The sequence below is a fragment of the Brevundimonas sp. GW821-FHT09G01 genome (assembly GCF_059416065.1).
In genome coordinates this window covers 234,773-261,039 of the sequence record NZ_JBWKOL010000001.1, presented here as the reverse complement: position 1 = coordinate 261,039, position 26,267 = coordinate 234,773, and the positions used below count along the sequence as shown (strand labels likewise).

The window sequence follows — 26,267 nt, the reverse complement described above, 5'->3', positions numbered from 1 at the left end:
AGTGGCTAGTGATTAGTGCGCAGCTTCGTCGTTAGCGGAAGGGCGGCGCGGACGGCGCGGCCGCACCCCGTCGGCCAGCCACTAATCACTAGCCACTAACCACCCGTCTCCCCGCTCCAAGTCCAAGTGTCATCCCACGAAGGTTGCAGCAAGCCGCGCGGCGCGTCAGAACCGGCGCATGACCGATCCGGCGATCAGCGACAGCACCTCCGGCGAGGAAGTCCCTTCCTCCCGCGCCCCGCAGTTGCACCTGTCGGAAGAGCTGATGGCCTCGCCCGCCCGGTTCTTCAATCGCGAGACGTCCTGGCTGGCCTTCAACGGCCGCGTTCTGGAAGAGGCGGCCAACCCGGCCCACCCGCTGCTGGAACGCCTGCGCTTCCTGTCGATCTCGGCCAACAACCTGGATGAGTTCTTCATGACCCGCGTGGCGGGCCTGAAGGGCCAGGTGCGCGAACGCGTCCGGGTCGTCTCCCCCGACGGCCTGACCCCGGCCGAGGCGCTGGAGCAGGTCAATGTCGCCGCGGGCGGGCTGATGGCCGAGCAGCAGCGCCGCTGGCGCAAGCTGCGCCGCGAGCTGGCGGTCGCCGGGATCGAGGTGGTCGACGCCGCCCGCATCACCAAGACCGAGCGCGACCGGCTGGAGCCGGAGTTCCTGAACCAGCTGTTCGCCGTGCTGACGCCGATGGCGATCGACCCGGCCCACCCCTTCCCCTTCCTGCCCAACCTCGGCTTCTCGCTGGCGTTGAAGCTGAAGCGGCGCTCGGACCGCCGCACCCTGTACGCCCTGGTGCCGGTGCCGACCCAGGTGAAGCGCTTCTGGCCGCTGGCCACCGACGGCCGCTCCACCCCGGGCCGCAGGCGGTTCGTGACGCTGGAGAGCCTGCTGATGCTCTTCATCGACCACCTGTTCCCCGGCTGCGACGTGCTGGAGCGCGGCGTCTTCCGCCTGATCCGCGACAGCGACATCGAGATCGAGGAAGAGGCCGAGGACCTGGTCATGGAGTTCGAGGAGGCGCTGAAGCAACGCCGCCTGGGCTCGGTCGTGCGCATCAAGATCGAGGCGTCCATGCCGGACGACCTGCGCACCTTCATCACCGACGAACTGGACGCCGCGCCGCAGGACACGGTCCTGGTCGACGGCATGCTGGGCCTAGCCCAGCTGTCCGAACTGATCCCGGCCGGCCATCCGGACCTGAAGTTCCCCGGCTATGAACCGCGCTACCCCGAACGGGTCCGCGACAACGGCGGCGACATCTTCGCGGCCGTGCGCGAGAAGGACATGCTGATCCACCACCCGTTCGAGAGCTTCGACGTGGTGGTCCAGTTCCTGCGTCAGGCCGCGCGCGACCCCAACGTGCTGGCGATCAAGCAGACCCTGTACCGCACCTCCAAGGACAGCCCCATCGTGGCGGCCCTGATCGAGGCGGCCGAGAACGGCAAGAACGTCACCGCCCTGGTCGAGATCAAGGCCCGCTTCGACGAGGAGGCGAACCTGAAATGGGCCCGCGCCATGGAGCGCGCCGGGGTCCACGTGGTCTTCGGCTTCGTCGAGTGGAAGACCCACGCCAAGCTCAGCGTCGTCGTCCGGCGCGAGGGCGACGGGTTGAAGACCTACTGCCACTTCGGCACCGGCAACTACCATCCGGTCACCGCCAAGGTTTACACCGACCTGAGCCTGTTCAGCTGCGACCCGGTGATGGCCCGAGACGCCTCGCGGGTGTTCAACTACATCACCGGCTATGCGCCGCCGGACGAGCTGGAGGCGCTGGTCGTCTCGCCCCTGAACATGAAGAAGACGCTGATCGACCTGATCTCGAAGGAGATGTCGGCGGCGGCCCAGGGCAAGCCGGCGGCCATCTGGGCCAAGATGAACGCGCTCGTGGATCCGGAGATCATCGACGCCCTGTACCGCGCCAGCCAGTGGGGCGTGCGCATCGAACTGGTCATCCGCGGCGTCTGCTGCCTGCGTCCCGGCGTGGAGGGGCTGAGTGAGAACATCCGGGTCAAGTCGATCGTCGGCCGCTTCCTCGAGCACAGCCGCATCGTCGCCTTCGCCAACGGCCGCGACCTGCCCAATGACAAGGCGAAGGTCTTCATCTCCTCGGCCGACTGGATGCCGCGCAACCTCGACCGCCGGGTCGAGCTGATGACCCCGGTCCGCAACGCCACCGTCCACGACCAGGTGCTGGACCAGATCATGGTCGCCAATCTGAAGGACGACGCCCAGAGCTGGGTTCTGACCTCCGACGGCGGCTACACCCGGGTGACGCCCGCCGATCCGGAGCGACCGTTCTCGGCCCACCGCTACTTCATGACCAACCCCAGCCTGTCGGGCCGGGGCCGCAAGGTGAAGACCCTGCCAGGCCACCTCAGCTACGTCCGCCCCGAGCGGAAGAAGCGCTGATGCCCAAGGCCCTGCAGGAGGCTATCGGCGCACCCCGGGACGTCGCCGCCATCGATATCGGCTCCAACTCGGTGCGTCTGGTGCTGTACCGGCTCGAAGGCCGGGCGATCTGGACCGTGTTCAACGAGAAGGTGCTGGCCGGCCTCGGCCGCGACCTGTCCGCCACCGGCAAGCTGTCCGTCGAGGGCGCGGCCCAGGCCCTGACCGCCCTGAAGCGCTTCGCCGCCGTCATCGACGGGGTGAAGCCCGCCCACACCTTCGTCGCCGCCACCGCCGCCGTGCGCGAAGCCGCCGACGGCCAGGCCTTCTGCGATACGGTCGCCGCCGAGACCGGGCTGAAGATCCGCGTCCTCTCCGGCGAAGAGGAAGCGCGGTATGCGGCCCTGGGCGTGCTGGCGGGCATTCCGGACGCCGACGGCGTCGCCGGCGACCTGGGCGGCTCCAGCCTCGAGCTGGTCCGGCTGGGCCAGGGCAAGGTCGAGCGCGGCGTCACCCTGCCGCTGGGCCCCTTCGCCCTGATCGATCCCAAAGGCTTCGATCCCGACCGCCACCGCGCCGCCATCGCCAAGCGGCTGAAGCCCGCGGAGGATTTCGCCACCGACACCCTCTACGCCGTGGGCGGCGCCTGGCGGACCCTGGCGCAGGTGCACATGGACATCAGCGGCTACCCGCTGCACGTGGTCCACCAGTACCGGTTCAGCGCCGCCGACGCCCAGGACACCGCCCGCCTGATCGCCCGCCAGTCGAAGGCCTCGCTGGAGAAATGGCCCGGCCTGTCCCGCAAGCGCGCCGAGACCCTGCCCCACGCGGCCCTGGTGCTGGAGGGGCTGATCGACCGGCTCGGCCTGAAGTCCATCGTCCTGTCCGCCTGGGGCGTGCGCGAGGGCCTGCTCTACGAGGCGCTGGACGCCGAGACCGCCGCCGCCGACCCGCTGCTGGCGGGCTCATCGGCCCTGGGCGCGCGTCAGGGCATTTCGCCCACCCTGCCCGCCGCCCTGCGCGCCTGGATCGAACCGGTTCTGGCCGCCCTGCCGCCGTCCTTCGAACGCGGGCGCGACGCGGTGCTGGCCGACGCCGCCTGCCGGCTGGCCGACCTCGGCGCCCGCCTGCATCCCGATCACCGGGTCGAGCTGGCCTTCGACCAGGTGCTGCGCGCGCCGGTGCCGGGCCAGACCCATGCCGAGCGCGCCTGGCTGGCCTGCGCCGTCAACGCCCGCTACGGCGGCCCTTCGGCCACGCCCGAGCCCGCCACGGTCTCTCGCCTGCTGACCGAGGAACAGCGCCTGGGCGCCCGCGCGGTCGGCCTGGCCATCCGGCTGGCCTGCGACCTGTCCGGCCGCTCGCCCCAGTTGCTGGTCAACGCCCGCGCGATGGTGAAGGACGGCGCCCTGCTGCTGACCGCCGCCCAGGGCTATGCCGACGTCCTGCTGGGCGAGCAGACGCGCCGCCGGGGCAAGGCGCTGTCCGAGGCGATGGGGCTGAAACTGCAGATCGACGGCAGGGACTAGGTCAGTCGCCCATCCACCAGCGCAGGCGCACGGCCTGGGCCGGGGCGTCGCCGACCTTCAGCGATCCGGTCAGCACGGCGCCCTCGTCGCCGAGGTTGCGCCGCGCCGTGGCCAGCGCGCCCTGGTCCAGCCGGCCGCTGAACTGGACGACGCCCAGTTCGGGCGAACGGCCCTCGAAGCGGATCTCGGCGTCATTGACGCTGTAGGAGGTCGGCAGCACCCGGGCGGTGACGCTGCGCGCCTCGCCGATCTCGGTGGCGACCATGGGGCTGGTCGTGTCGTCGAACTGCAGCATCACCGGCGCGAACGCCCCCTCGCGCTGCCCGGCCTTCCAGCTTTCGAACTCGGCGGCCTGACCGACGAAGACGTGGTCAAGCGACCACTTGCCGACCCGCGCCTCGTCCATCGGCATGTAGAAGCCGGACAGGTCGCCCGACGCCGTGTTGGTGAAGACCGGAGCCGCCGGCGCGGCCGGACCCGATCCGCCCCCGCTGTCGCACGAGGCCAGGGTCAGGCCCGCGAGGGCCGCGGCGATCAGAAGACGGCGCATAGGGGAAACCTCAGGGCAGATGGAAGATCGGAGCCAGCCAGCCGATGGTCTGCAGCTTCTCCACGGATTCGAACAGCGGCACGGCCAGAATGAACACCAGGCCGTCCCTCAGGGTGGTCAGGAAGAAGCGGGGCCGGATCTCCAGCGTGCCCTCGTCGCGCCACTTCGAGAAGTCGGGACCGAAGCGCGGGGTGCGTGCGACATAGTCAGCGTAGGTCTGACCGAACGCCTCGGCCAGCCAGGCCTCCTCGCGCTTCACGGTGAACCAGAAGACTGCGACGGTCAGGGCCAGGAAGAGCACGGCCAGCGAAATGCTGCCGGTCTGCGCCCCGACGCCGAACGCGCCGATGAAGCTGAACACATAGAGCGGGTTGCGGCTGACCGAATACGGGCCGCGGTTGACGATCTCGTCCTTCTTGCGGCCGCCGATGTAGAGCGAACACCAGGCCCGACCGACGATGCAGATCGCGATCAGCGCCAGGCCGAAGGCTTCCAGCCCCTCATGGAAGCCGGTCTCGCCGCCCAGCGACTGGGTCAGCACCGCCACCGCGACCACGGCCAGGATGCCGAGGCCCATGACCAACTTGCGGATTCTCTGCACCCGACCGAGGTCGAAACTCGCCGTCGCCATCACGCCCACTCCGTTCGAAACCGCATGCTTCGATGCGTCGGCGGAGTCTTGCAACGGCAATCTTGGCGAAATGACGCCGTCAGCGGTCCAGCGCGCGGTCCAGCGCGCGGTCCAGCGCCCGGAACGAGGCGATCGACAGCGTCGTCGCGCTGGTGAACACCGCCGGCGTGATGCGCTCGAAATCGTCCGACGGGCGGTGATAGTCGGGGTGGTAGTTCACGCCCAGGTACAGGAACGGCACCTGCGCCCGGAAGAAGGCGCCGTGGTCCGAAGCCTCGACCCAGTTGTCCTCGCCCTTGTCCTCCGGGGTGTCCTTGCCGAAGGCCAGGGCCACCGAACCGTCCGCCGGAATGGCTTCCAGGATCGGGCGGAACGACGGGTTCTGATAGGTGCCCGTGACCCAGAGCTTACCGTCGGTCTCGGCCCGCGCGGTCATATCGAAATTCAGGTTCATGGTGATCGAGCTCAGCGGCACCGGCGGAGCCTCGACGAAATGCTTGGCCCCCAGCAGCCCGCGTTCCTCGCCGTCCAGGGCGACGATGATGACGCTGTGCTCGGGCGCCTGGCGCTTCAGTTCGGCGGCCAGGGCCAGCATGGTGGCCACCCCCGAGGCGTTGTCGTCGGCGCCGTTGAAGATCTGTCCGTCGTTGGCGCCGACGTGGTCGTAGTGGGCGGTGACGACGATGTATTTGTCCGACACCCGCGTGCCCGGGATCACGCCGATGACATTGACGCCGTTATAGGTCTTGGGACCCGCGCGGGTGCGGCCCGTGGCCTCCCACGGCTGCAGGCGGCCCATGGCCGGCGCGGCGACGCCCAGCGCCTCCAGACGGCCGACGATATAGGTTCGGGCCAGCTCGCCCCCGGCCGAACCGGTGTCGCGCCCCGCCATCTCGTCCGAGGCCAGGATGCGCACATCCTCCAGCAGCTGCGCCTGGAAGGCCGGGACCGCCGGCGTGACCGGCGCCGGGGGCGCGATCACGGTGGGCGCGCAGGCGGCGAGCAGCAGGCTCGCGGCGGCGCACGACAGGAACAGACGGTTGAAGCGGGCCAAGGGATTCTCCTGAGGAACGATCGACGCTAGCGGTCCGCGGACGCGGCGTCAGATTAACTTCCTGTCATGGCGGGGCGACGGACGCCGCCGGAATGCTAGAACGGCGCATCGATTCCGGAGCGACCCATGTCTGACCTGCCCGTCGACCAGCTGAGCGAAAGCGACGCCCGCGCCGAGCTGGATCGTCTGAGCGCGGAACTGGCCCGGCACGACGCCCTGTATCACGGCGGCGACGCGCCCGAGATCAGCGACGGCGAATACGACGCCCTCAAGCGGCGCGCGCTGGAGATCGAGGACGCCTTCCCCGACCTGACCTCGGCCAGTTCGCCCTCGCAGGTGGTCGGCGGTCCGATCTCCAGCCAGTTCGCCGAGGTCCGCCACGGCGTGCCCATGCTGTCGCTGGACAACGCCTTCTCGCCCGAGGAGGTGACGGACTTCGACGCCCGCATCCGCCGTTTCCTCAAGCTGTCGGCGGACGAGCACATCGCCTTCGTCGCCGAGCCCAAGATCGACGGCCTCAGCGCCAGCCTGCGCTACGAGCACGGCAGGCTGGTGCGCGGCGCGACGCGCGGCGACGGCAAGACCGGCGAGGACGTGACCGCCAACCTTCTCACCCTCGACGACATTCCGCAGACCCTGTCCGGCTCCGGCTGGCCCGAGGTCATCGAGGTGCGCGGCGAGGTCTATGCGCCCAACGACGAATTCGACGCCTTCAACGCCGCCGCCGAAGCCGCCGGCCAGCGCACCTACGCCAACCCCCGCAATTTCGCCGCCGGCTCGCTGCGCCAGAAGGACCCGGCCGTCACGGCGACGCGCCCCCTGCGCTTCTTCGCCTATGCCTGGGGCGAGATCTCCGCGCCGTTCGCCGACACCCAGGCCCATGCGCTGGACGCGCTCAAGTCCTGGGGCTTCAAGGTCAACGGCCGCTCGCAGCGGGTCGAGGACGCCGCCGGGCTGATCGCCCTGTACGACGGTCTCCAGACCGACCGGGCGACCCTCGGCTATGACATCGACGGCGTGGTCTACAAGGTCGACCGGCTGGACTGGCAGTCGCGCCTGGGCTTCGTCTCGCGCACCCCGCGCTGGGCCATCGCCCACAAATTCCCGGCCCAGCAGGCCCAGACCATCCTCGAAGGCATCGACATCCAGGTCGGCCGCACCGGCTCCCTGACCCCCGTCGCCCGCCTGCATCCGGTCACGGTCGGCGGGGTCGTGGTCCGCAACGCCACCCTGCACAACGAGGACGAGATCGCCCGCAAGGACGTGCGCATCGGCGACACCGTGATCCTGCAGCGCGCCGGCGACGTCATCCCGCAGATCCTCGGCGTGGTGCAGGAGAAGCGCCCCGCCGACGCCGTCCCCTATGTTTTCCCGACCCACTGCCCGGTCTGCGGCTCGGAGGCCGTGCGTGAGGGCGACGAGGTACGCCGCCGCTGCACCGGCGGCCTGATCTGCGACGCGCAACTGGTCGAACGGCTCAAGCATTTCGTCGGCCGCCGCGCCTTCGACATCGAGGGCCTGGGCGAGAAACAGCTCGTCGCCTTCCATGAGCGCGGCTGGCTGCATGAGCCCGCCGACATCTTCCGCCTGGCCCGCGACGAGGCCCGGCTGGAGGAACTGCGCAACGAGGACGGCTATGGCGAGACCAGCGTCCGCAATCTGATCACGGGCATCGACGCCCGCCGGATCATCGCTCTGGACCGGCTGATCTTCGCCCTCGGCATCCGCGACATCGGCGAACAGACCTCCATCCTGCTGGCCCGCCACTTTGGATCGTGGAGCGCCTTCCACGCGGCCTGCCTGGATGCGGCCGAAGGCATTCCGTCGGCCGAATGGACCCAGCTCAGCGAAGGCCACGGCGTCTCCGAGCGCACCCTGTCCGTCCTCGCCGCCGCCACGCCGCCGGCCGACGATCCCTGGCCCGAGGCGCCCCTGGACCAGAAGCTGTCCCTCGCCTTCCCCGGCGTCGCCTCCCCGGCCCGCCGCGCCCTGGCCCTGCTGGCCCCCGACTGGCCCGCCATCGTGCGCCTGGCCCAGATCGCGCGCGAGGAAGGCCCCTCGATGACCCTGGGCGAGATCGCGGGCATCGCCGGCGTCGGCCCCGTCGCGGCGCGGGCCCTGGCCCAGTTCTTCCACGAGCCGCACAACCGCACCGTGGTCGACGCCCTGATCGCGCAGCTCGACACCGTCGAGGACGCCGAGAGGCCGAAGACCGACACCGCCGTCGCCGGCAAGACCGTGGTCTTCACCGGCGCGCTGGAGCGCTTCACCCGCGACGAGGCCAAGGCCCGGGCCGAGAGCCTCGGCGCCAAGGTCTCGGGATCGGTGTCGAAGAAGACCGACTACCTCGTCGCCGGTCCGGGCGCGGGGTCAAAGCTGGCCGAAGCGCAAAAGCACGGCGTTGTGATTTTGACCGAAGACGAATGGCTGGCCCTGATCGGCGGCTGAAACCTGTTCCGGAGTTCCCCATGCGCCTCGCCCTCCTCGCCGCCGTCCTGACCGCCTCCGCCGCCTTCGCCTCCCCCGCCCTGGCGAGCGATCCGACCGGCCTGTGGCAGACCCCCACCAACGGCGGACAGGTCCGCATCAGCCGCTGCGGCCAGACCCTGTGCGGCGTGCTGGTGACGTCGGATCATATCCGCGCCGAACCCGGCGCACTGGACGAGAACAATTCGGACCGGTCGCTGCGCACCCGCCCCCTGCGCAACCTGCCCATGCTGCGCGGCTTCACCGGCGGCCCGACCGAATGGACGGGCGGCAGCGTCTACAACCCCGCCGACGGCCGCACCTATCGCGGGACCATCACCATGCAGGGCGACAACACCCTGCGCCTGCGCGGCTGCGTCGTCGCCCCCCTGTGCCGCAACCAGACCTGGACGCGGGTTCAGTAATCGCCGGGCGCCAGCGGCCGCATGAAGGTCCGGTCGTATCGGATCACGCAGCCGCTCTCGTCACGGATGCGGTCGGCCGCGATGAAATCGGGATCGCGCCCGAACAGCGCCCGATAGGCTTCATAAGCTGCGAGGCTCGGAAAGCTGAACAGGGCCAGCGCACGATCGCTGGCCCCCTCGCCCGGCAGGAAGTAGCCGTGATGCTGTCCGCCATGGCGGTTCACCAGTTCAATCCATCGCGCGCCGAAGCGCTCGAACGCCTCGATCTTTGATGGATCGATCACATAGTCGATGACGCACGTGATCACGGGACCGACCTCCTCAGCGGTTCAGCGCCGCCCGGCCCGCCGGCGCATAGCGTTCTCCCTGCGCCGCGCCCTTGGGGAAGACCGCTTCGATGCGGCTCAGGTCTTCCGGCGTCAGCACGACCTCCGCCGCGGCGATGTTGTCCTCCAGCGTCGCGATGCGCCGGGTGCCGGGGATCGGAACCAGATGGGGCCCCTGCGCCAGCACCCAGGCCAACGCCAGTTGCGCCGCCGTCACGCCCTTGTCGGCGGCGACGCCCTTCACGGCCTCCACCAGGTCGAGGTTCTTCTGGAAATTCTCGCCCATGAAGCGCGGGTTGGAACGGCGGAAGTCGTCCGCGGCCAGGTCGTCGATCGACCGGATGTCGCCCGACAGGAAGCCCCGGCCCAGCGGGCTGTAGGGCACGAAGCCGACGCCCAGTTCCTCGCAGGTCGCCAGGATCTCGTCCTCGGGCTCGCGGCTCCACAGCGAATATTCCGTCTGCAGGGCGGTGATCGGGTGCGCCGCATGCCCCCGGCGCAGGGTCTCCGGCGCGGCCTCGGACAGGCCCAGGAAGCGCACCTTGCCCTCCTTCACCAGCTCGCCCATCGCGCCGACGGTCTCCTCGATCGGCGTGTTCGGGTCGACGCGGTGCAGGTAGTAGAGATCGACGTGATCCATCCCCAGGCGCTTCAGGCTGCCCTCGATGGCGCGGCGCACATTGGCGGGCGAGCCGTCCACGGTCAGAGCGGTGCGGTCGGCGTTGTAGCCGATGCCGAACTTGGTCGCGACGAAGGCCTTGTCGCGCCGGTCGGCCAGCGCCTTGCCGACCTGGATCTCATTGGTGTGCGGGCCGTACATCTCGGCCGTATCGAAGAAGGTCAGGCCCAGATCGAGCGCGCGGTGGATGACCGCCGTCGCCTGCGCCTCGTCCGACGCCTGCCCGTAGAAGGCGGCCATGCCCATGCAGCCCAGGCCGATGGCCGAAACCTCGGGGCCCGAACGGCCCAGCGTGCGCGTCTTCATCACCGCGTCTCCTGAAATGTGAGGAAGCCGGCGGCCACGCCGCCGGCCCTCAGGAGATGGGCGCCGTTCGGCCTTATTTCAAGTCGGCGATCCGCCAGTCATCCGCCACGCACTCGAAGGTTTCATCCCTGAGGTAGAACAGGAAGTGCCGACCAGCGCTCGTGTCCGCCCCGATGATCTGCCAGTCCTCCGGAGCGTTTCGTTCGGGATCATCTCCGATGATCTCGTAAAATTCACCCCATCGCGGGGCCACATCCGAATACCGGCACTGACCTTCAAACCAGCCTTGATCGTTGGTCATGCCCAGCCGCCAACGGGTGCACCCGGAAAAGGTGAGAACCGCTTCATCGCCTTTGCTGACGCCCTCGTAGGCGAAGGGATTGAGTTCAAAACGGAAGGTCAGAGTGTCGCCGACCCGGTCGACGATTGATTCCGAGCCGTTCGGATACGCGTTCCATCCCTTGTTGAGCTGCTCGAACACCAGCGTCATGGCCGGCCTCAAAGCGCCGCGCAGGCCGTCTCCAGCCACGCCTTCGCCTCCCCGTCCATCAGCGGCCCGACCTTGGTCCACACCTCGGCGTGGTAGGCGTCGACATAGGCGCGCTCGTCCGGGGTCAGCAGGGCCGTATCGATCAGCTTGCGGTCCAGCGGGGCCAGGGTCAGTTGCTCGAAGCCGTGCATGGGCCGCTCGCCGCCGGGGATCGGCTCCGGCGCCGTGACCACCTGCAGGGTCTCGATGCGGATGCCCCAGTGGCCCTCGCGGTAATAGCCGGGCTCGTTGGACAGGATCATGCCGGTCAGCAGCGGCTGGCTGTTCACCGCCTTGGCGATCCGCTGCGGCCCTTCGTGGACGCCCAGATAGCTGCCGACGCCGTGGCCGGTGCCGTGGTCGTAGTCGAAGCCCTGCATCCACAGCGGCAGGCGCGCCAGGGCGTCGATCTGATGCCCGGTCGTCCCGGCCGGGAAGCGCACCACGGCCATGGCGATATGGCCCTTCAGCACCAAGGTGAACATGCGCTTCTGGTCCGCCGTCGGCGTCCCGACCGCCATGGTCCGGGTCACGTCCGTGGTGCCGTCCAGATACTGGCCGCCGCCGTCCACCAGCAGCAGGGAGCCCTTCTCGATCCGGCGGATGGTGCGGGTCACCGGCTTGTAGTGCGGCAGGGCGCCGTTGGGCCCGGCGCCCGCGATGGTGTCGAAGCTCAGGTCCTTGAGCGCGCCGGTCTCCTCGCGGAAGCGCTCCAGCGTCTCGGCCACCTCGCGCTCGTCCGGCAAGGTCTGCTGGGCGACCGTGTCGATCCAGTGCAGGAAGCGGCTCAGGGCCGCGCCGTCGCGGATGTGGGCCTGACGCGAGCCCTCGATCTCCACCGGGTTCTTCTGCGCGCGCGGCAGGGTGCAGGGATCCATCCCGCGCACCACGGTCGCGCCCGCATCGGTCAGCCGGTCGAAATACCAGGCCGAGGACTGGCCCGGATCAACCAGCACCTTCTGGCCCGCCAGCGCGTCCAGCGCCCCGTCAAGCGCCTCGGGCGCCTCCAGCGTCACCGCGTCGCCCAGCCAGGCGGGCAATGCGTTGGTCACCTTGCGCGGGTCCATGAACAGTTGCGCCGTCCCGTCGGTCTTCACGATGGCCTGCGACAGCGGCAGCGGCGTGCGGATCACATCCCCACCGCGGATGTTGAACAGCCAGGCGATCGAGGCCGGGGCCGTCAGCACCGTCGCGTCCGCCCCCGCCTTGGCCACGGCCTCGCCGATGCGGGCGCGCTTGGAGGCGCTGCTTTCGCCGGCGTATTTGTCCTCATGCGGCACGACCGGCGCCATCGGCTGTTCCGGGCGCTCCTCGGCCCAGGCCTGATCAACCGGATTGACCGTCACCGGCGTCAGCTCGGCCCCGGCCTTGACCGCCGCCCGCTTCAGCACCGCCAGCGCGTCCGGGCTGTGCAGCCGCGGGTCGTAGCCGATCACTGAACCCTTGGGCGCGCGCGCCAGATAGGCGGGCACCCCGCCCTCGACGAGGTCCAGGATCTCGAACTGCCCGGCGTCGACCTGGGCCCGCACCTGCACGGTGTAGCGGCCGTCGGCGAACACCGCCGCCTTGTCCTTCAGAACCACGCCGGCCCCGGCCGAGCCGGTGAAGCCGCTCACCCAGGCCAGCCGGTCGTTGGCGGCGGGCAGGTATTCGTTCTGGTGCTCGTCCTCATGCGGGACCAGCATCCCGTCGAGGCCCTGTTCGGCCATCTTGGCCCGCACGCGGGGGAGATGCTTGGCCCCGAAGGACGGATCGGTCGTTTCATCATAGGTCTGGCGCATGGCCGGAGGCATAGCACCGGGCGCGGGCGTTTGGGGAGGGGCGGCATGGTCTCCCTCCCCTCATGGGGAGGGTGGCCGAGCGAAGCGAGGTCGGGTGGGGAGCGGCCGCGCGGACGAGCGTCGTCAAACATCCCCACCCTGTCGTCGCTGACGCGCCGACATCCCTCCCCACTTCGGGGGAGGGAGAGTTCTGCTGCTAGTTCTGCGGGGCGGTGGGGCTGACCACCGCGGGAGCCGTCGGGGCCGACGCGGCCGGGACGGTCCGTTCGATCACCACCGGTTCCGCCGCCTGGGCCTCCGCCGTCCGCGCTTCGGCAGCGGCGCGCGCCGCGTCCGCCCGGGCGATATCGACGCTGGCCTGGGCGCCGGCGACCTGACCGGCGACGGCGGCGCGATCGGCCTGGGCCTGGGCGGCGACCGCGTCCGCCTGGGCTTCCAGCAGGGCGTCCTCCGTGGCCGGGGCCGGCGCGCGCGAGAACAGGATCCACAGCACGGCGATCAGCACGAGGCCGCCGAGGATGCCGGCGATCCACCAGCCGGCGTTCGACTCCCTGACCACGACCGTCTCCACGGTTTCGATCACGGGGCCGCGCGTCACGACGGTTTCGCGGACGGGGTCTAGGTCAGGGTCGTGCTGGGTCACAGGGGCATCCTCCGGTTATGTGACCGGAACACCCCCGCCGGGCGGCTGTTCCGCCGTTAACCCACCCGTCTCAACACCAGCGCGCTCCACGCATCGCGGTGGATGCGGCGCTCCAGCACGAAGCCGCGCGACAGATAGGCCGCCGTCACCCGGCGTTCCTGCGTCCGCAGCAGGCCGGACAGGATGGCCACCCCGCCCAGCTTCAGCGCCTCCTTGATGTCCTGCGACAGGCTGACCAGAGGCGGGGCCAGGATGTTGGCGAAGACCAGGTCGTACGGCCCCTGCCCGCGCACCTTGCGGTCGTTCAGGCCGAAGGCGTGCACGAAGCGGGCGTCGGCCTGGTTCAGCTTGGCGTTCTCGTTGGCGATGCGGACGGAGGGCGCGTCGATATCGGTGCCCACCGCGACCTTCGATCCGGCCCGGGCCGCCGCGATGGCCAGCACGCCGGTGCCGCAGCCGACATCCAGCACCCGTTCGAAGCTTTCCTTCTTCAGCAGCTCGTCGAAGGCCAGAAGGCAGCCGACGGTCGTGCCGTGGTGACCCGTGCCGAAGGCGGCGCCCGCATCGATCTTCAGATTGATCTTGTTGACCGGCACGCGGCCCTGATCGTGGGCGCCGTAGACGAAGAAGCGCCCGGCCTCGACCGGCGGCAGGCCCGACAGGGACATGGCCAGCCAGTCGGCGTCGGCCAGCTTCTCGACCACGACGGTCAGCCCGTCATGCGCCGACAGCGTCTTCTCGATGCCTTCGGCTTCCTCGTCGGTGGTCGGGAAGGCGTCGATGCGCCAGACGCCCTTGTCCTCGTCCTCTTCCAGGATCGAGTAGGTGGCGCCCTCCAGCAGGGGGTCGGCATCCAGCGCCAGGGCGGCGGTTTCAGCGATGACGCGGGGGCCGCGCGCGATTATCTGAACAGCGGACTCGGACATTTCTCAAACGCCGCTATGATCACGAATCGAGACACGCGCTGGCGTGCTCTCCATCGCCAGCAATCGCAACATCCGAGGGGTCGGGGAATTCATGGCCAAAGCACCATCCAAGTCGAGTACCGCCAAACCGGCGACGTCCGCAGCTTCCAAGCCGAAACCGGCCGCGAAGTCGAGCGCCGTTAAGCCCGCGGCCGCAAAACCCGCCGCCAAGGCCGCCGCTCCCAAGCCGGCCGCCAAGGCTCCGGCCAAGCCCGCCGTGAAGGTTTCGGCCCCGGCCAAGGCCGCCGCGCCGAAGGCCGTCGCCGCCAAGAAGCCGGTCGCCAAACCCGCTGCGAAGCCGGCTGCCAAGCCCGCCGCCGCCAAGGCCGCTGCGCCCAAGGCCGCCGCCAAGCCCGCCGTGAAGGCTGCGACCAAGGTCGCTCCGAAGGCTGCGCCGAAGCCCGCCGCCAAGCCGGTCGCCGCCAAGAAGCCGGCCGCCGCGCCGAAGGCTGCTGCTCCCAAGGCCGCCGCTCCGAAGGCCGCCGCTCCGGCCGCCAAGCCCGCCGCCGCCCCGGTCGCGGCCGCTCCGAAGCCGACTCCGGCTCCTGCCGCCGTCGCCCCGGCTGCTGCGCCCGCCGCCGCCGCTCCGGCCGCCGCGCCGAAGCCCGCCGAGAAGACGGGCTTCTTCGCCTCGCTGAGCCGACTGATTTTCGGCAAGAGCTGATCGCGCTGAAATGACGAAGGCCCCGGGGATCGCTCCCCGGGGCCTTTTTCACGTCCGCTGTTCGGCGGCCTATTCCGGCAGGTCTTCCGCCAGGATGGCCATCTCGAACATGAAGCTGCCCGCCTCGTCCTCGTCCTCGAAGACCACGCCGATGAACTCGTCGCCGACATAGACCTCGGCCGAGTCCGCCGGCTTGCCGCGCGGCTTCACGATGATGCCGCCCGTGTTGAAGGTGCGCTTCAGGTGCGTCTCGACGCGCTTCATGTCGTGGGCGTTCATGGGGAAGTCCTCGGTCCGTCTGGAATTGGCGCGGACCCTAGAGAATGGCTCGGCTGAGGGAAACCCTAGATCACGAAGTCATAGACGATGTCGGCCAGCGTATGGTCCATGGTCCGCGCCGGGGCCGCCTCGGTCGGGCAGTTGACCAGCCGCGCCGGCACGCCCGCGACGGTGCAGCCCGCCGGCACCGGCTTCAGCACCACCGAGCCCGAGGCCACCTTGGCGTAGTCGCCGACGGTGATGTTGCCCAGCACCTTGGCCCCGGCGCCCAGCAGGACGCCCTTGCCGATCTTGGGATGACGATCACCGCGGTCCGCGCCCGTGCCGCCCAGCGTCACGCCGTGCAGCATCGAGACCTCGTCGCCGACCACCGCCGTCTCGCCGATGACGATGCCGGTGCCGTGGTCGAGGAACAGGCCCGAGCCGAGCTTCGCCGCCGGATGGATGTCGATCTGGAACAGCTCGGACATCCGGCTCTGCAGGTGGAAGGCCAGGGTGTCGCGCCCCTCGGTCCACAGCCAGTGGGCCACGCGGTGCGCCTGCAGGGCCTGGAAGCCCTTGAAGTAGAGGAAGGGCTGCAGCAGCGAGCGGATCGCCGGATCGCGCTCGGCGACGGCCAGAAGGTCGGCCTCGGCGGCGGCGACGATCTCCGGATCAGCCTCGAAGGCGTCGCGGCACACCTCGCGGATCGACATGGCGCCCAGTTCGGCGTCGCCCATCTTGCGCGCGATCTGGAAGCTCAGGGCCGAGGCCAGGTCGCCGTGCGACAGGATCACGGCGTTCATCTGCGACGCGAGGTGCGGCTCGTCCCGGGCCGCGGCTCCGGCGGCGGCGCGCAGCAGGGTCCAGGCGTCCGGTTCGGCGATGACGACTTCAAGCTTGGGCATCACGGGCTCCATCAGGCGGCCATCATACGCTGGCCAGCATGGCCTTCGCCAGTTCCGGCGGCAGTTCGCCTTCGCGCGCCATATGGTAGGCGCGCAGGACGGTCGCGAGAGTAAACATATCCCGGATCGATCCGCGCCCGATCTCGCGCAGAAGATCGCCGAACGGCACGCGGGCGACGCGGATGATCTCGGTCTCGTCGGGTGCGATCGGAACCTCGTTGAAATCCCACGCCAGCCAGGCCATGGCCCGCTCGTCGGTGATGGAGTTGGTCATCTCGGCCCGATAGGCCAGCCGCCACTGCGCCGCCGCCAGCCCGGCCTCCTCGGCCAGTTCGCGCTTTGCGCCCTCCAGCGGGTCCTCGTCGAACGGCGCGCCGCCTTCCGGCATCTCCCAGGACCAGTTCATCAGGGCGAAGCGCTGCTGGCCGACAAGGGTCACCGTGCCGTCCGCGTGCAGCGGCAGCACCCCCACCGACATGTTCCGCGGCCGCATGACGACATAGTCCGCCTTGTGCCCCGTCGGGGCCGTGGCGTCGTGGCGGGTGAGCCGCATCCACGGGTTCTCGAACAGGATCGTCGCGCCCGCGTCCCGCCAAGGCGGCGGACGGTCGCGTCCGTCATCCCAGATCGGCAGCGGGCGGTCGGCGTCGAAAATATCGCGGGAGTCGGTCATGATCCGGGTATGGCGCAGAGCCGGCTGCGCGCCTAGCTACGCCCCATGACCGACACCGATCTGGGCGCCGCCCTCCCCCTCCCCGTCGCTTCCGAAGATTTCGCCGACCGCCTCGCCCGCCGCCGTTCCGCCCCGGCCCAGAGCCTGACCGGCCCCGGCCCCTCGCGGCAGGAGATCGAGCGCATCCTGACGCTGGGCGCCCGCAGCCCCGACCACGGCAAGCTGTTCCCGTGGCGCTTCGTGGTGATGGGCCCGCAAGGTCGCGCCGACCTGGCCGACAAGCTGCTGCCGCTGGCCGACCGCCAGCCCGGCGCGGACAAGGCCCGCAAGGTGCTGATGAAGCTGACCGCCGCGCCCCTGACGATCCTGGTCGTCTCCGTCCCGGTCGACAGCCAGAAGGTGCCGGTCTGGGAGCAGCAGCTCTCGGCGGGCGCGGTCTGCATGAACATCGAGCACGCGGCCAACGCCCTGGGCTATTCGGCCAGCTGGATCACCGACTGGTACAGCTACGACGCCGAGGCCGTGGCCCTCTATGGCGTCAAGGACGGCGAACAGGTGGCGGGCTTCATCCACATCGGCACGTTGGCCGAGGCCCCGCTGGAGCGGCCGCGCCCCGATGTGGCGGCGATCACCGAATGGCGTGATTAGCGAATACGCCCGCGACCTGCAGGCTGACGCACAGGCCATACAGGATCGTTGTCGCGATGGTGGCGACGACCAGTCCGAACTCGACCAGATCGCGTTTCATCCCCGGATTGTGCGGGGATTCGCCTTAACAAACTACCTATGCGCGCTCGCCTGACACGTAACGCGCGTGCAGCAGCGGCTTGCCCAGCCAATAGCAGAGCTCGGCCGGACGGCTGATGTCCCACACCGCCAGATCGGCCGTCTTGCCGGCCTCGATGGTCCCGACATCGGTCAGGCCCAGCGCCTTGGCCGCCACCCGCGTCGCCCCCGCCAGCGCCTCTTCCGGCGTCAGGCGGAACTGCACGCAGGCCAGGTTCAGCGCCGCCGTCATCGACGCCACCGGCGAGGTGCCGGGATTGCAGTCCGTCGCCACCGCCATCCGCACGCCATGCTGTCGGAACAGCGCGATGGGCGGGGGCGTGGTCTCGCGCAGCATCAGGAAGGCCCCCGGCAGCAGCACGGCGACCACCCCCGCCTTCGCCATCGCCGTCACGCCCGCCTCGGTCGTGTGCTCCACATGGTCCGCCGACAAAGCGCCGTATCTCGCCGCCAGCGCCGCGCCGCCGCCGTCCGACAGCTGGTCGGCATGCAGCTTGACCGGCAGGCCCAACGCCCTGGCCTTCTCGAACAGGCGGCTGACCTCGTCGGTCGTGAAGGCGATGGGCTCGCAATAAGCGTCCACCATGTCGACCAGCCCCTCGGCGTGGGCGTCCGGCAGAATCCGGTCGATGGCCAGGTCGACATAGGCGCCCCGGTCCGTCGTCAGCTCGGGCGGCACGGCGTGCAGGCCCAGATAGCTGGTGCGCACCCGCACCCCCGCCTCGCGCCCGATCCGCCGCGCCACGCGCAGCATGGCCAGCTCCGAGTCCCGGTCCAGCCCGTAGCCGGACTTGATCTCCACGGTCGTCACGCCCGTGGCTTTCAGACCGTCCAGCCGGGTCAGGGCCGAGGCGTAGAGCTCATCCTCGCTCGCCGCACGGGTCGCCTTCACCGAGGAGACGATGCCGCCCCCGCCGCGCGCGATCTCCTCATAGGTGGCGCCGCCCAGCCGCTGCTCGAACTCGCCCGAACGGTCGCCGCCGAACACCAGGTGCGTATGGCAGTCGATCAGCCCCGGCGTGACCCAGCGCCCGTCCAGCCGCTCCACGACATCGGCCGCCGGCGCCTCGGCCCGCGGCCCGACCCAGGCGATCCGGCCGTCCTCGATCAGGATCGCCGCGTCCTCAATGGCGCCATAGGCGGTCTCGCCCGCCATCGTCGCCACATGGCAGTCGGTCAGCAGGCGGGTCATCGGGCCTCCGGTCGGGCGGGAGAGAAGCGGGCGACCAGATCATAGGCCTGCCCCGGGAAGGTCTGCCACGCCCAGGTCACGCCCAGGCCGTCCGCCCAGGTGCGGCGCTCCAGCTTGAGGCAGGCCTCGCCGGGCGTCAGGTCCAGCCGCAGGGCCGTCTCCCGGTCCGCCGCCACCGCCGCGATCCGGTGCTCGGCCTCGGTCCATGGCGCCCGCTTCAGCAGCCAGCCGCCGGGCGAGACCGTCTCGAACCGCTCGTCCGCCGCCTCGGGCGTGGCCTGAAGGCCGATCAGCCGCCGTTCCAGCGCGAAGGGCGCGCCGTCGGCCCGGTGCAGGCAGGCGAGGGCCACGACCCGTGCGCCCAGCCACGCCTCCTCGTCCGTCGCCGCCCGTTCGGACCGCTCCAGCAGTTCATAGCCATAGGCCATGCCGCGCGCCTCGATCTCGGCGGCGATGTCGGGAATGTCCAGCACGGCGGAATGCACCGGCGGACGCGCCACCACGGACCCCGCCCGGCGCCGGCGCAGGATCAGCCCGCGCGCCGACAGGTCGGTCAGGGCCTTGGACACCGTCATCCGCGCGCAGCCGTATTCCGCCTGAAGCTCGGCCTCGGTCGGCACCCGCGCGCCGGGCGGCCACTCGCCCGACAGGATCCGCCGCTCAATGTCCGCGCCGATGCGGCGATGCAGGGCGCTCATCCGCCCAGCACGGCGTCCAGCGCCCGGCGATAGCGGGCCTCGATGGCGTCCCGGCCCACATGGCGGCCGTTCTCGACCACCACCCGGCCCCGCCGCCAGACCGTGCGGATCGCCCGCTTCGGCCCGGCGAAGACCAGGCTGTCCAGCAGGGCGTCGTCCGTCCGCCCCGCATAGGCCAGGTCGTCGGTCTCCAGCGTCACGAAGTCCGCCGCCTGGCCGACCGCGATGCCGGTGGTCCCGCCGGTCGCCTGCGCTCCGCCCGCCAGCGCACGCCGGTACAGGGTCCCGCCGGTCGAGGCTTCCTTGTCCGCCAGCACCGCCCGGCCGCGCCGGCTCAGCCGCTGGCTGTACTCCAGCGCCCGCAGCTCTCCCGCGGCGTCGATCAGCACATTGGAGTCCGTTCCCAGGCCGAAGGTCCCGCCCTGGGCCAGGAACTCCACCGCCGGGAAGACGCCGTCGCCGAGGTTGGCCTCGGTCACAGGGCACAGGCCCGCCACCGCCCCACTCTTCGCCATCCGCGTCGTCTCGTCGCCGGTCAGATGGGTCGCGTGGATCAGGCACCAGCGCCGGTCCAGCCCGACATTGTCCAACAGCCACTGCACCGGCCGCGCGCCGGACCAGGCCAGGCAGTCGTCGACTTCCTTGGTCTGCTCGGCCGCATGGATGTGGACGGGCCCGTCGCCGGCCATCGGAACCACGGCCGCGATCTCCTCCGGCGTCACGGCCCGCAGGCTGTGCGGGGCCACCCCGACGACCGCGTCCGGCAGGGCCGAGACGATCCGCCGGCTCTCATCCATCAGCTTCGCGAAGCCGTCGATATCATTGATAAAGCGGCGCTGTCCGTGCGCGGGCGGCATCCCGCCGAAGCCCGCATGGGCATAGAAGACCGGCAGCAGGGTCAGGCCGATCCCGGTCCCGTCCGCCGCCGCCGCGATCCGCCCCGCCAGTTCGCCCCGGTCGGCGTACGTCCGGCCGTCGGGATCGTTGTGCAGATAGTGGAACTCCCCCACCCGGGTGAAGCCGCCCTCCAGCATCTCGGCGAAGGCCAGCGCCGTGATCGCCTCGATCTCCTCGGGCCCGCCCCGGTCGAGGAAGCGGTACATCAGCGCCCGCCAGGACCAGAAGTCATCGCCCTCGTTCGGTCCGCGCTCTTCGGTCAGCCCGGCCATCGCGCGCTGGAAGGCGTGGCTGTGCACGTTCGACAGGCCCGGCAGGACGACGCCCAGATCGGCCTCGCCCGCGCCCTGCACGGCGTTGGTCTCCACCCCCGTGACCGCCCCGTCCGTGACGGCGATCCTCACATTCGCCGTCCAGCCCTGCGGCAGCAGGGCGCGGCGGAAGAACAGGCTGTGGGCGGCTTGATCCGGCACTGGACAACTCTCCATCGTCGCGAATATGTCTATACATAATCGAGAAACTGGCAAGGAGGCGGAGATGACGGACTGGCTGACGGTGGCGCCCGGCGACGCCCCCCTGATCATCGCCTTCCCCCACACCGGAACCGACATCCCGGCGGCCATCGAGGCGCGCATGGCCGACCCCTGGCGGGCCCGCAAGGACGCCGACTGGTGGATCGACCGCCTCTACGCCTTCGCGACCGAACTGGGCGCGACCACGGTCCGCACCGCCATCTCGCGCAGCGTCATCGACATGAACCGCGACCCGTCGGGCCAGTCCCTCTATCCGGGCATGACCACCACGGGCCTGTGCCCCACCGAGACCTTCGACGGCGAGCCCCTCTACAAGCCCGGCCAGGAGCCCGACGCGGCCGAGATCGAGGCCCGCCGCGCCGAATTCTTCGATCCCTACCACGCCGCCCTGACCGCCCAGATCGCGCGGCTGTCGGCCGACGGCCCCGTCGTCCTCTACGACGCCCATTCGATCCGTTCGCACGTGCCGCGCCTGTTCGACGGCGAACTGCCGCAGTTCAACATCGGCGACAACAGCGGCGTCACCTGCGATCCCGCCCTGACCGCGGCGGTCGAGGCCGCCTGCATCGCCTCAGGCGACAGCCATGTCGTCAACGGCCGCTTCAAGGGCGGCTGGACCACGCGTCACTACGGCCGCCCCGAGACCGGGATCCACGCCATCCAGATGGAGCTGGCCTGCCGCGGCTATATCGACGAGCCCGCCGTCATGGACGCCTCGACCTGGCCCACCCCCTTCGACGCGGCCCGCGCCGCGCCCATCACGCGCACCCTGCGCGCCGTCCTCACCGCCGCCCGCGACTTCGCGATCAGCCAGCGAGCCTGACCCCATGACCAACAGCAACGCCCGCATCGTCCGCTCTCCGCGCGGACCCGAGATGACCGCCAAGACCTGGGCCGCCGAGGCGGCCCTGCGCATGCTCATGAACAACCTTGATCCCGAGGTGGCCGAGCGTCCGGAAGACCTCGTCGTCTACGGCGGCATCGGCAAGGCGGCCCGCAACTGGCAGGCCTTCGACCGCATCGTCGAGGAGCTGCGCAACCTCGAGGCGGACCAGACCCTGCTGGTCCAGTCGGGCAAGCCGGTCGGCGTCTTCCGCACCCACGCCAACGCCCCGCGCGTGCTGATCGCCAACTCCAACCTGGTGCCCAAATGGGCGACCTGGGAGCATTTCAACGAGCTCGATCGCAAGGGCCTCATGATGTACGGCCAGATGACGGCCGGGTCGTGGATCTACATCGGCACCCAGGGCATCGTTCAGGGCACCTATGAGACCTTTATGGAGGCCGGTCGCCAGCACTACGGCGGCGACTGGTCGGGCAAGTGGATCCTGACCGCCGGCCTCGGCGGCATGGGTGGCGCCCAGACCCTTGCGGCCACCATGGCCGGCGCCTCCTGCCTCGCCGTCGAGTGTCAGCGCAGCCGTATCGAGATGCGCCTGAAGACCCGCTACCTCGACGTCATGGCCGAGACGCTGGACGAGGCCCTGGCCCTGATCGAAGACGCCAGGACGACCGGAAAACCCATTTCTGTCGGGCTGTTGGGCAATGCGGCGGATGTTCTGCCTGAGCTGGTGAAGCGCGGCGTTCGGCCCGATCTGGTCACCGACCAGACCAGCGCCCACGACCTGGTCAACGGCTACCTGCCCAAGGGCTGGACCGTCGCCGAATGGGAGACGAAGCGCCAGTCCGATCCCGACGCCGTCGTCGCCGGGGCCCGCGCCTCGATCGTCGACCACGTCAACGCCATGCTCGCCTTCGAGAAGATGGGCGTCCCGACCACCGACTACGGCAACAACATCCGCCAGGTCGCCTTCGACGCGGGCGTGGCTAACGCCTTCGACTTCCCGGGCTTCGTCCCGGCCTACATCCGCCCCCTGTTTTGCCGCGGCGTCGGCCCGTTCCGCTGGGCCTCGCTGACCGGCGATCCGGAGGATATCCGCAAGACCGACGCGGCGATGAAGAAGCTCTTCCCCGACAACGCGGGCCTGCACCGCTGGCTCGACATGGCGGGCGAGCGCATCGCCTTCCAGGGCCTGCCCGCCCGCATCTGCTGGATCGGCCTGGGCGATCGCCACCGCGCCGGCCTGATGTTCAACGACATGGTCGCCTCGGGCGAGCTCTCGGGCCCTATCGTCATCGGCCGCGACCACCTGGACAGCGGCTCCGTCGCCAGCCCCAACCGCGAGACGGAATCGATGATGGACGGCTCGGACGCCGTCTCCGACTGGCCCCTGCTCAACGCCCTGCTCAACACCGCCTCGGGCGCCAGCTGGGTGTCGCTGCACCACGGCGGCGGGGTCGGCATGGGCTACAGCCAGCATTCCGGCGTGGTCATCGTCGCCGACGGCACGCCCGAAGCCGCCGCCCGCCTCGAACGCGTCCTGTGGAACGACCCCGCCACCGGCGTCATGCGCCACGCCGACGCGGGCTACGAGATCGCCAAGCAAGCCGCCCGCGACCATGGGCTCAACCTGCCGAGCCTGAAGGCCTGACCATGACCACCATCACCATTGGCTCCGCGCCCCTTTCCCTTGCGCAGCTCCGCACGGTCCTCGACGGCCCCGTCACCGTCGGCCTGACGCCCGACGCCTGGGCCGATGTCGAGAAGAGCGCGGCCGTCGTCGCCGCCATCCTCGCCGAGGGGCGCACCGTCTACGGCATCAACACCGGCTTCGGCCTGCTGGCCAACACCAGCATCGCGCCGGAAGACCTTGAAACCCTTCAGAAGAACCTCGTCCTCAGCCACGCCTGCGGCGTCGGCGCCCTGCTGCCGGACGCGGTCACCCGCCTGCTGATGGTGCTGAAGATCGCCAGCCTCTCCAAGGGCGCCTCGGGCGTCCGGCGCGGCACGCTGGAGGCCCTGATCGCCCTGGTGAACGCCGACGTCCTGCCCTGCATCCCGTCCAAGGGCTCGGTCGGCGCCTCGGGCGACCTGGCCCCGCTGGCCCATATGTCCTGCGTCCTGATCGGCGTCGGCGAGGCCCGCCACAACGGCGAAACCCTCTCCGCCGAAGCCGCCATGGCCAAGGTCGGGCTCAAGCCCGTCGTGCTCGGCCCCAAGGAAGGCCTGGCCCTGCTGAACGGCACCCAGTGCTCCACCGCCCTGGCCCTGGCCGGCCTGTTCGCGACCGAGGCCGTCTTCGCCGCCGGGATCGCCGCCGGCGCCCTGTCGGTTGACGCGCTCAAGGGGTCGGACGCGCCGTTCGATCCGCGCATCCACGCCCTGCGCGGTCAGCCCGGCCAGATCGACGTCGCCGCCCGCCTGCGCGCCCTGATCAGCGGCTCGGCCATCCGCGACAGCCATCGCCACGACTGCGCCAAGGTGCAGGACCCCTACTCCCTGCGCTGCCAGCCGCAGGTGATGGGCGCGACCCTGGATGTGCTGCGCAACGCCGCCGCCATGCTGGAGCGCGAAGCCAACGCCGTGACCGACAACCCGCTGGTCTTCATCGAGGACGGCGACGTCATCTCGGGCGGAAACTTCCACGCCGAACCCGTCGCCTACGCCGCCGACCAGATCGCCATGGTCCTGTGCGAAATCGGCAATATCTCCGAGCGCCGCACCTCCATCCTCGTCGATCCCAAGATGAGCGAGTTGCCGGCCTTCCTGGTCAAGGAAAGCGGCCTGAACTCCGGCTTCATGATCGCCCAGGTCACCGCCGCCGCCTTGGTGGCCGAGAACCGCATGGTCGCCCACCCCTGCGTCATCGACACCGTGCCGACCAGCGCCAACCAGGAAGACCACGTCTCCATGGCCACCCACGGCGCCCGTCGCCTGCTGGAGATGGCCGAGAACACCGCCACCGTCGTCGGCATCGAACTGCTGGCCGCCGCGCAAGGCCTGGAGTTCCACCGCCCCCTGACCAGCTCGCCTGATCTGGAACAGGTCTGGGGCATCGTCCGCGAAGCCGCCGAGCCCTACGTCTCGGACAAATACTTCGCCCCGGACATCGAACGCGCCACCGACGGCGTCCGCGCCGGCCGGTATCGGGCGTTCGCCGGAGACCTGCTGCCGTCGGCCTAGTTTCCGTCCCGTTCCCGATGGAGAGGGCTTGAGCTTCCAAGAGCGCAGCGATTGGTCAGGCGAAAGGGTAAGGGTCGCCCTTCGGCATTCGGCGATGAGGGGCGGCGGCTAAGGCCGACTGAACCCGCCGACCCTCATCCGACGGGGCTCCGCCCCGCCACCTTCTCCCATCGGGAGAAGGGAGCAGAACCCACGCCCAAATCTGACGCCTCGACCTGCTAGGGTTCCTCCCCTCGGGTCTTTGACAATCTACCGGTGGAACCTCGCCCCGCAGCCCCCGCCTCACGGGAAAAAGTGCACGATGTGCACTCCATTTTTTCCGAGTGCGCTTTTTCAGTCCTGCAGCGGCGCCCGCGCCAGCGCCGTCAGATTGGCCGAGCCGGTGCAGAAGCAGACGGTCTTCAACTGGCGGATCACGGTCTGGAAATGGGCCACGACGGCCTCGGTCGAGACCGTCGCCGCGGCCAGGACGCCCGCCGCCTGACCGACCATGTCGGCGCCCAGCCGGATCACCCTGGCCGCATCGACGCCGTCGCGGATCCCGCCCGAGCCGATGATCAGCGTCCGGGGACAGGCCGCCCGCGCCTCGGCGATCGCCCGCGCCGTGGGGATGCCCCAGTCGCCGAAGGCGGCGGCATGGGCCTTGTCCGCCGGGCTTTCCGCCCGCTCGCCCTCGACCAGGGCCCAGTTCGAGCCGCCCGCCCCGGCCACGTCCAGCGCCGCCACCCCCATGGCCGCCAGCCGTCTGCACGTCGCCGCCGACAGGCCCGCGCCGGTCTCCTTGACCACCACCGGGAAGTCCACGGTCCGGATCAGGGCCTCCAGGGCCGCGCCCACGCCCCACCAGTCCCGGTCGCCCTCGGGCTGGCAGGCCTCCTGCAGCGGGTTCAGGTGCACGATGAGGGCGTCGGCGGCGACCATGTCCACGATCCGGCGCGCCTCGTCAGGCCCCACGCCCCGCGTCAGCTGGGCCGCGCCGATATTGGCCAGGATCGGGGTGTCGGGCGCCTTCAGCCGCAAGGCCATGTCCAGCCCCGGCGCCCCGCCCGCCTCCAGCGCCGCGCGCTGCGAGCCGACGGCCAGGGCGATGCCCAGGTGCTGCGCGGCTTCGGCCAGCCGGGCGTTGATCGCCTCGGCCCGCGCCGGCCCGCCGGTCATCGAACTGATCAGCAGCGGCGCCTTCAGCCGCCGCCCCAGGAAGTCCGCGCCCAGGTCAATCTTGCCGTAGTCCAGATCGGGCAGCGCCTCGTGCACGAAGCGCACCGCGTCCAGCCCGCCGTCACGCCCATGCCGCCCGCGGCCGGACAGGATCACGTCCAGATGCTGGTCCTTGCGGTTGACGATGTCGGACATGCGGGACCGCTCCG

General features: G+C 70.3%; 25 protein-coding genes. 9 read left to right on the top strand and 16 right to left on the bottom strand.

Going from position 1 to position 26,267, the window contains the following annotated elements; translation table 11 throughout:
- Positions 1–178 precede the first annotated feature (178 nt).
- Together AC07NB_RS01400 and AC07NB_RS01395 are read left to right on the top strand one after the other, a co-directional pair.
- A complete protein-coding gene (locus tag AC07NB_RS01400) occupies positions 179–2,404 on the top strand; it encodes an RNA degradosome polyphosphate kinase (RefSeq protein ID WP_492313393.1) in 2,226 nt (741 codons plus the stop codon).
- Positions 2,404–3,912, top strand: coding sequence for a Ppx/GppA phosphatase family protein (locus AC07NB_RS01395; RefSeq protein WP_494572425.1), 1,509 nt, complete (start codon positions 2,404–2,406; stop codon positions 3,910–3,912). Before AC07NB_RS01400 ends, AC07NB_RS01395 begins: the two co-directional genes overlap by 1 nt.
- Position 3,913: 1 nt before the next feature.
- Here the strand turns inward: AC07NB_RS01395 and AC07NB_RS01390 are convergent, their stop codons facing one another.
- From AC07NB_RS01390 to AC07NB_RS01380, 3 genes are all read right to left on the bottom strand, one after another.
- Positions 3,914–4,462: a hypothetical protein gene (locus AC07NB_RS01390; RefSeq protein WP_492313395.1), complete on the bottom strand. Its 549-nt coding sequence runs from the start codon at positions 4,460–4,462 to the stop codon at positions 3,914–3,916.
- Between the two features lie 10 nt (positions 4,463–4,472).
- Positions 4,473–5,093, bottom strand: a complete 621-nt coding sequence (locus AC07NB_RS01385) for a methyltransferase family protein (protein ID WP_492313396.1) — start codon at positions 5,091–5,093, stop codon at positions 4,473–4,475.
- A gap of 79 nt (positions 5,094–5,172) precedes the next feature.
- Positions 5,173–6,147 (bottom strand): M28 family peptidase, encoded by a 975-nt coding sequence (locus tag AC07NB_RS01380; protein ID WP_494572426.1) that lies wholly within the window; start codon positions 6,145–6,147, stop codon positions 5,173–5,175.
- 126 nt (positions 6,148–6,273) lie between these two features.
- Here AC07NB_RS01380 and ligA point away from each other — a divergent pair, with 126 nt between their 5' ends.
- Both ligA and AC07NB_RS01370 read left to right on the top strand, forming a co-directional pair.
- Positions 6,274–8,595 (top strand): NAD-dependent DNA ligase LigA, encoded by a 2,322-nt coding sequence (ligA, locus tag AC07NB_RS01375; protein WP_494572427.1) that lies wholly within the window; start codon positions 6,274–6,276, stop codon positions 8,593–8,595.
- A 20-nt stretch (positions 8,596–8,615) separates the two neighbouring features.
- Positions 8,616–9,038 (top strand): DUF2147 domain-containing protein, encoded by a 423-nt coding sequence (locus AC07NB_RS01370; protein WP_494572428.1) that lies wholly within the window; start codon positions 8,616–8,618, stop codon positions 9,036–9,038.
- Here AC07NB_RS01370 and AC07NB_RS01365 read toward each other — a convergent pair.
- From AC07NB_RS01365 to AC07NB_RS01340, 6 genes are all read right to left on the bottom strand, one after another.
- Positions 9,032–9,346 (bottom strand): NIPSNAP family protein, encoded by a 315-nt coding sequence (locus AC07NB_RS01365; protein ID WP_492313400.1) that lies wholly within the window; start codon positions 9,344–9,346, stop codon positions 9,032–9,034. The genes AC07NB_RS01370 and AC07NB_RS01365 overlap by 7 nt on opposite strands.
- Before the next feature lie 13 nt (positions 9,347–9,359).
- On the bottom strand, positions 9,360–10,349 hold the full coding sequence (locus tag AC07NB_RS01360) for an aldo/keto reductase (protein ID WP_494572429.1): 990 nt from the start codon (positions 10,347–10,349) through the stop codon (positions 9,360–9,362).
- Between the two features lie 73 nt (positions 10,350–10,422).
- The gene (locus AC07NB_RS01355) at positions 10,423–10,839 is read right to left on the bottom strand and encodes a hypothetical protein (RefSeq protein WP_494572430.1); all 417 of its coding nucleotides are present in this window, start codon (positions 10,837–10,839) and stop codon (positions 10,423–10,425) included.
- 8 nt (positions 10,840–10,847) lie between these two features.
- Positions 10,848–12,659 carry an aminopeptidase P family protein gene (locus AC07NB_RS01350; RefSeq protein WP_494572431.1) on the bottom strand — a complete coding sequence of 604 codons (1,812 nt, stop codon included), beginning with the start codon at positions 12,657–12,659 and terminating at the stop codon, positions 10,848–10,850.
- A 196-nt stretch (positions 12,660–12,855) separates the two neighbouring features.
- Positions 12,856–13,302, bottom strand: coding sequence for a hypothetical protein (locus AC07NB_RS01345; RefSeq protein WP_494572432.1), 447 nt, complete (start codon positions 13,300–13,302; stop codon positions 12,856–12,858).
- Positions 13,303–13,358: 56 nt separating this feature from the next.
- Complete coding sequence (locus AC07NB_RS01340; RefSeq protein WP_492313405.1) at positions 13,359–14,228, bottom strand: 50S ribosomal protein L11 methyltransferase; 870 nt, start codon at positions 14,226–14,228, stop codon at positions 13,359–13,361.
- 91 nt (positions 14,229–14,319) lie between these two features.
- On the opposite strand from AC07NB_RS01340, the gene AC07NB_RS01335 reads away from it, so the two are divergent.
- Entirely contained in the window at positions 14,320–14,931 is a 612-nt protein-coding gene (locus tag AC07NB_RS01335; protein WP_494572433.1) for a hypothetical protein, read from the top strand.
- 69 nt (positions 14,932–15,000) lie between these two features.
- Here AC07NB_RS01335 and AC07NB_RS01330 read toward each other — a convergent pair whose 3' ends face one another.
- The 3 genes from AC07NB_RS01330 to AC07NB_RS01320 form a co-directional block, all read right to left on the bottom strand.
- Complete coding sequence (locus AC07NB_RS01330) at positions 15,001–15,210, bottom strand: DUF3126 family protein (protein WP_439471403.1); 210 nt, start codon at positions 15,208–15,210, stop codon at positions 15,001–15,003.
- 65 nt (positions 15,211–15,275) lie between these two features.
- Positions 15,276–16,097, bottom strand: coding sequence for a serine O-acetyltransferase (gene cysE, locus AC07NB_RS01325; RefSeq protein WP_494572434.1), 822 nt, complete (start codon positions 16,095–16,097; stop codon positions 15,276–15,278).
- Between the two features lie 22 nt (positions 16,098–16,119).
- Entirely contained in the window at positions 16,120–16,770 is a 651-nt protein-coding gene (locus tag AC07NB_RS01320) for an NUDIX domain-containing protein (protein ID WP_494572435.1), read from the bottom strand.
- A 45-nt stretch (positions 16,771–16,815) separates the two neighbouring features.
- Between AC07NB_RS01320 and AC07NB_RS01315 the strand changes: the two genes are divergently transcribed.
- On the top strand, positions 16,816–17,418 hold the full coding sequence (locus tag AC07NB_RS01315; protein WP_291834030.1) for a nitroreductase family protein: 603 nt from the start codon (positions 16,816–16,818) through the stop codon (positions 17,416–17,418).
- A gap of 136 nt (positions 17,419–17,554) precedes the next feature.
- Here AC07NB_RS01315 and hutI read toward each other — a convergent pair whose 3' ends face one another.
- Genes hutI through AC07NB_RS01300 form a run of 3 tightly spaced genes read right to left on the bottom strand, consistent with a single transcriptional unit; the run spans position 17,555 to position 20,831 of the window.
- Positions 17,555–18,748: an imidazolonepropionase gene (gene hutI / locus AC07NB_RS01310; RefSeq protein ID WP_494572436.1), complete on the bottom strand. Its 1,194-nt coding sequence runs from the start codon at positions 18,746–18,748 to the stop codon at positions 17,555–17,557.
- Entirely contained in the window at positions 18,745–19,446 is a 702-nt protein-coding gene (gene hutC, locus AC07NB_RS01305; RefSeq protein ID WP_494572437.1) for a histidine utilization transcriptional repressor HutC, read from the bottom strand. Before hutC ends, hutI begins: the two co-directional genes overlap by 4 nt.
- Positions 19,443–20,831, bottom strand: a complete 1,389-nt coding sequence (locus tag AC07NB_RS01300) for a formimidoylglutamate deiminase (protein ID WP_494572438.1) — start codon at positions 20,829–20,831, stop codon at positions 19,443–19,445. The genes hutC and AC07NB_RS01300 overlap by 4 nt, the downstream gene beginning before the upstream one ends.
- 49 nt (positions 20,832–20,880) lie before the next feature.
- On the opposite strand from AC07NB_RS01300, the gene hutG reads away from it, so the two are divergent.
- From hutG to hutH, 3 genes are read left to right on the top strand one after another with little or no spacing between them, the layout of a single operon-like run.
- Positions 20,881–21,699: an N-formylglutamate deformylase gene (hutG, locus tag AC07NB_RS01295; protein ID WP_494572439.1), complete on the top strand. Its 819-nt coding sequence runs from the start codon at positions 20,881–20,883 to the stop codon at positions 21,697–21,699.
- Positions 21,700–21,703: 4 nt separating this feature from the next.
- On the top strand, positions 21,704–23,368 hold the full coding sequence (gene hutU / locus AC07NB_RS01290) for a urocanate hydratase (RefSeq protein WP_494572440.1): 1,665 nt from the start codon (positions 21,704–21,706) through the stop codon (positions 23,366–23,368).
- 2 nt (positions 23,369–23,370) lie between these two features.
- A complete protein-coding gene (gene hutH / locus AC07NB_RS01285) occupies positions 23,371–24,900 on the top strand; it encodes a histidine ammonia-lyase (RefSeq protein WP_494572441.1) in 1,530 nt (509 codons plus the stop codon).
- 333 nt (positions 24,901–25,233) lie between these two features.
- Here hutH and fni read toward each other — a convergent pair whose 3' ends face one another.
- On the bottom strand, positions 25,234–26,253 hold the full coding sequence (gene fni, locus AC07NB_RS01280) for a type 2 isopentenyl-diphosphate Delta-isomerase (protein WP_494572442.1): 1,020 nt from the start codon (positions 26,251–26,253) through the stop codon (positions 25,234–25,236).
- Between the last annotated feature and the right edge of the window lie 14 nt (positions 26,254–26,267).

Bases quoted from the DNA above. Each gene is read 5' to 3' on its own strand.
- AC07NB_RS01355 (WP_494572430.1), bottom strand. From the start codon at position 10,839: ATGACGCTGGTGTTCGAGCAGCTCAACAAGGGATGGAACGCGTATCCG.
- AC07NB_RS01350 (WP_494572431.1), bottom strand. From the start codon at position 12,659: ATGCGCCAGACCTATGATGAAACGACCGATCCGTCCTTCGGGGCCAAG.
- AC07NB_RS01330 (WP_439471403.1), bottom strand. From the start codon at position 15,210: ATGAACGCCCACGACATGAAGCGCGTCGAGACGCACCTGAAGCGCACC.
- AC07NB_RS01335 (WP_494572433.1), top strand. From the start codon at position 14,320: ATGGCCAAAGCACCATCCAAGTCGAGTACCGCCAAACCGGCGACGTCC.
- AC07NB_RS01370 (WP_494572428.1), top strand. From the start codon at position 8,616: ATGCGCCTCGCCCTCCTCGCCGCCGTCCTGACCGCCTCCGCCGCCTTC.
- AC07NB_RS01400 (WP_492313393.1), top strand. From the start codon at position 179: ATGACCGATCCGGCGATCAGCGACAGCACCTCCGGCGAGGAAGTCCCT.
- ligA (WP_494572427.1), top strand. From the start codon at position 6,274: ATGTCTGACCTGCCCGTCGACCAGCTGAGCGAAAGCGACGCCCGCGCC.
- AC07NB_RS01395 (WP_494572425.1), top strand. From the start codon at position 2,404: ATGCCCAAGGCCCTGCAGGAGGCTATCGGCGCACCCCGGGACGTCGCC.
- fni (WP_494572442.1), bottom strand. From the start codon at position 26,253: ATGTCCGACATCGTCAACCGCAAGGACCAGCATCTGGACGTGATCCTG.
- hutH (WP_494572441.1), top strand. From the start codon at position 23,371: ATGACCACCATCACCATTGGCTCCGCGCCCCTTTCCCTTGCGCAGCTC.
- AC07NB_RS01320 (WP_494572435.1), bottom strand. From the start codon at position 16,770: ATGACCGACTCCCGCGATATTTTCGACGCCGACCGCCCGCTGCCGATC.
- AC07NB_RS01340 (WP_492313405.1), bottom strand. From the start codon at position 14,228: ATGTCCGAGTCCGCTGTTCAGATAATCGCGCGCGGCCCCCGCGTCATC.
- cysE (WP_494572434.1), bottom strand. From the start codon at position 16,097: ATGCCCAAGCTTGAAGTCGTCATCGCCGAACCGGACGCCTGGACCCTG.
- AC07NB_RS01385 (WP_492313396.1), bottom strand. From the start codon at position 5,093: ATGGCGACGGCGAGTTTCGACCTCGGTCGGGTGCAGAGAATCCGCAAG.
- hutG (WP_494572439.1), top strand. From the start codon at position 20,881: ATGACGGACTGGCTGACGGTGGCGCCCGGCGACGCCCCCCTGATCATC.
- AC07NB_RS01315 (WP_291834030.1), top strand. From the start codon at position 16,816: ATGACCGACACCGATCTGGGCGCCGCCCTCCCCCTCCCCGTCGCTTCC.
- hutU (WP_494572440.1), top strand. From the start codon at position 21,704: ATGACCAACAGCAACGCCCGCATCGTCCGCTCTCCGCGCGGACCCGAG.
- AC07NB_RS01390 (WP_492313395.1), bottom strand. From the start codon at position 4,462: ATGCGCCGTCTTCTGATCGCCGCGGCCCTCGCGGGCCTGACCCTGGCC.
- AC07NB_RS01300 (WP_494572438.1), bottom strand. From the start codon at position 20,831: ATGGAGAGTTGTCCAGTGCCGGATCAAGCCGCCCACAGCCTGTTCTTC.
- hutI (WP_494572436.1), bottom strand. From the start codon at position 18,748: ATGACCCGCCTGCTGACCGACTGCCATGTGGCGACGATGGCGGGCGAG.
- hutC (WP_494572437.1), bottom strand. From the start codon at position 19,446: ATGAGCGCCCTGCATCGCCGCATCGGCGCGGACATTGAGCGGCGGATC.
- AC07NB_RS01360 (WP_494572429.1), bottom strand. From the start codon at position 10,349: ATGAAGACGCGCACGCTGGGCCGTTCGGGCCCCGAGGTTTCGGCCATC.